Below are 3,678 nucleotides of genomic sequence, written 5' to 3' on the forward strand. Positions count from 1 at the left end.
TCACCTCGTCGAGCAGCAGGAATCCGGCCGGGGGAAGCCGGAGCGAGGTGTTGCAGCCGCGCTGTTCGTAGCTGCTCCCGAACACGCCGGGGACATCACCGCCCGACAGCCTGGCGAGCTCCGCCGGGCCGAGGGCTGTCCGTGGGGTGTACGCGAGCGGCTTGAAGGCGAGGATGGTCGGCACCGGATCCGGTTCGGCCATGCCGAGCGGCGCACCGACCGGCACGGCCGCGCGCGGGCCTGCGACACCGTCGGGCACCGACAGCACCGGCCGCGGACCGGCATGACAGCGGACGGAGAACCCGGCGGTCCCATCGGGCGCCGGGGAGCCGGCCACCACCGCGAACCGCAGCGGCTCGTCCACCCGGGGAAGCTCGCCTTCGAAGACGACCGTGGCGTGCCGGATCTCCCAACCGGCCGCGGACGCCGTGCCACCCGCCGCCGCGAGGGAGGCGGAGCGCAGCACCGCGTCCCAGGCTGCCCGGACCAGCGTCGCGGGCGACACCCACCCGTCCAGGTCATAGCCAAGACCGGCGGCGGACGCCACGGCCACCTCGTACGCGGCCTCACCGCGGGCATCAACAGGACCGCCGAGCGCGGGAACGCCCGGGGCGCTCAGGGCCGCCGGGGCGCCCCGGACGGCCGCAACCGCCGGGGCGGGAACGGCCGGCGCAAGGGTGCCGGCCGGCTCCGGGTGGGGCAGCGGGCCGGTGTCCCGGCGGGACAGAGCCGGGCCCCGGAAACCCATCCTGGCGAGCGCGAGTTCCTGAAACGCCGCCTGCGTCCGCATCGCGCCGGCATGCGCCCTTATGATCTCTTCCCGAAAACCGCGCACCAGCTCCGCGGCCGGGTCAGCCATGGACACCGGAGCGGGCGCGGGGAACACCAGCGGGGCCGCGGGCCCAGCCGGTTCGGCGGTCGCGGCCGGCTGGGCCGGCTGGGCCCGCGGCACGCCATATGTGCTGGCATCGGCCGTGGGCACCGGCGCGGCGGCATCGGCCGGCCACAGCGGGACGCCGAACGGATCACCGTCGAACTGCAGCAGCTCGCCGCTTTCGTCAAGGCTCGCGGTCATCGGGTCGTCTCCGTTCGATCGGGGCCGGCGCGATCAGGGCCGACGCACCTGGGTGCACTGACCGATCTCGTCATGGCCGTGCCCGCGCGTCCCGGCGCCGGGCGCCCTCCCGGATCTTCTCAGCCATGTCGGGTGTGCTGATCAGCGAAACGTCGAGGAACCGCTGGAGCACAGCGCCATCGGGCGCGTGGACGGTGACGTCCACGGTCACCCCCATGGACGTGGAGCGCAGGTTGTCGGCCACCGCCACGAACGTGGCGTTGCCCGGCAGCGGCGCGAAGAACTGGACCCGCCCGATACCCAGCGGCAGGCAGCCGGCCCGCAGATAGGCGCGGCCCAGCACGTACGCCGCCTGGACGACGACATCCCCGAGCGCCGGGCTGTGCAGGCTGCCGGCGAAGGCACCAGCGGCCAGCGGGGTGTCCGGCAGCCGGCACTCCACCACCAGCCGGGTCCGGTCCTGGTGCAGCAGCCGCCGGATGCCCTGCAGCAGGACCCCGTGGAACAGGGTCCCGTCGGCGTAGCCGTCCAGGCCGTTCTCGGGTCCCTGCCCGAGCGGGTAGCCGGGCCAGGCAACGTCGGCTGGGGCTTGGTCGGGCGAGGCTGCGAGCACGAACACCCCGCCGTAGTGGGACGCCGGGAACGCGCCACCGGTGTCCGAACGGATCGCGGCCCGGATGACCAGCCGCCCGTCGACCACGCTGCCCGCGTCGGCTTCCAGCCGGTAGCCGCGCTCGTGCGAGCCGTCGAAGACGATCCCCTTGTGAACCTCGAAGTCACGCGCCTCGACGACCCGCAGGTCCCGGTTGGCCCGCTCGAGGCCATTGATCAGCCAGCCGAGCCCGGCCGTGGCGGGCAGCACCGGGTGGGCGCCGATCTGGTGGGCGTCCACCACCGGGTCCAGGTCGAAGCCGGTCAGCTCCCGATGACTGACGAAGGCCGGGGTGTCGATCGGCCCCGTGGCCGCCGCCAGCGGGACGGGATGACCGACCAGGACACATGCGTCGCCCGCGCGGGCCGCGCTGAACTGCTCGACGAACATCCGCGCCCCATCCGCGGGCGCCAGCAGGGGCACGCCCCGGGCGCGGAACATCTCCCGGAGCTCGGGGGTGACCATCCCACCGTCCCAGGCTCCCCAGTTGATCGCGACGGCCGCGCTGGCCGGCCGGCTGCGCCGCCAGCTGGCCGTAACCTTGTTCAGTGCTTCGTTCGCCGCCGCGTAGTCGCCCTGACCAGGGTTTCCGGCGATCCCGGCGATCGAGGTGAAGACGACGAGCTGGCGCAGGGGAGCCTGCGGGACGGCGGCCAGGACGTTGCCCAGACCGATGATCTTTGGTGCGAGGACTCCCCGCACGTCCGCCGCGCTTTTGTCCACGAGCATCGCGTCGGCGAGCGCACCGGCACCGTGCACGATGCCAGTGATCCGGGCCTCATGCTCGGCGAGAGCCGCCCGCGTGGCCGTGGCGTCGGCGACATCAACGCTGAGGTAGGCCGCCCGTGCCCCGGCCGCGGTCACGTCGGCGAGGGTCGCCCGGATCTCGCGCTGGGCGAGCAGATCGCGCAGGGCACGGTTGACCTCGCGCGGAGCCGGCGAACCGCCGTCCGCCCGCAGCCGCTCGATCAGCTTCGGCTTCAGCGCGCTGTCGGGCACCCCAGCGGCCCAGTCGGGTTCGTCGGTGAGTTCGGTGCGGCCGAGCAGGAGAAAGGCCAGCGGGCACACCTGCGCCAACGCCCGCACGCACAGAGCCGTTACACCACGCGCGCCACCGGTGACAACCAGGGTGTCCTCGGTGCCGACGCTGAGGTCAGTGAGATCAACCGGGACCAGATCAAGGTCTTCGTACCGCACCGTCCACCGCTGCCGTTCGGCATCGACACCGACCTCGGCGACGTCACGGGCGGCGTCGTCCAGCTCCCGCAGCACGGCCTCCGCCGCAGCGTCGTCACCGAGCGCCGGGCTCAGGTCGAGCGCCCGGCAGAACAGCGCCGGCATCTCCCGGGCAAGGGTCTTCACCAGCCCGGTGGCCCCGCCCAGCACCGCGGCCGCCATGGCGCGCTCCCCGCTGTGGCCGAGGATGCCGTCAAGCCGGCTCACGGTCACAAAACTGGCCCGCGTTCCCGTGTCAGCGGTCTCCCGCAGGGCACCGGCAATCCGCCCGGCGGCCCGTACCGTCTCAGCGAGCCGACGGGTCGCGTCGTCCCACCGCTCAGGCTGGCCGAGCAGCGTCAGGCACAGATCGATCCGGGGTGATTCGGCCAGGACCTCGGCAAGCTGCCTGTCGAGGTCCTGGCCATCCCAGTCCAGGAATGCGTCCCCGGCGGAGGTCGCCGGGCTCCCCAGCGTCCGGTGACAGACATCCCAGCCACGGCGCTCGAGCTCGCGGACGATCGGGGCGGCGAGCTCGTCACCATGATCAAGAACTACGGCGACCGGCGCGGCCGCATACGCTCCCTCGAGCCGGTCGATCGCGGGCAGCCGCCACGTCTGCGCCGTCAGCCGGCGGGCCTCGCCCGGAGCCGGCGCAGCGGGCGACGCAGCGGGGGAAACCGCGGGGGAAACCGCGGGCTGCGCCCGCTGACCGGCAGGAGCAGCGGCCGGTCCC

The 3,678-nt window shown here is 73.7% G+C and carries 1 protein-coding gene and 1 pseudogene; both read right to left on the bottom strand.

Features of this window, described 5'->3' with window-relative positions; all coding sequences use genetic code 11:
• Nucleotides 1–1,075 (bottom strand): annotated as a pseudogene (locus MJ783_RS13270) (hypothetical protein); the annotation flags it as partial.
• A 70-nt stretch (nt 1,076–1,145) separates the two neighbouring features.
• A partial coding sequence (locus MJ783_RS13275) for an SDR family NAD(P)-dependent oxidoreductase (RefSeq protein WP_239310739.1) occupies nt 1,146–3,678 on the bottom strand: 2,533 nt, incomplete at its 5' end.

It is taken from the genome of Protofrankia sp. Cj3 (assembly GCF_917627355.1).
Lineage (GTDB): Bacteria > Actinomycetota > Actinomycetes > Frankiales > Frankiaceae > Protofrankia.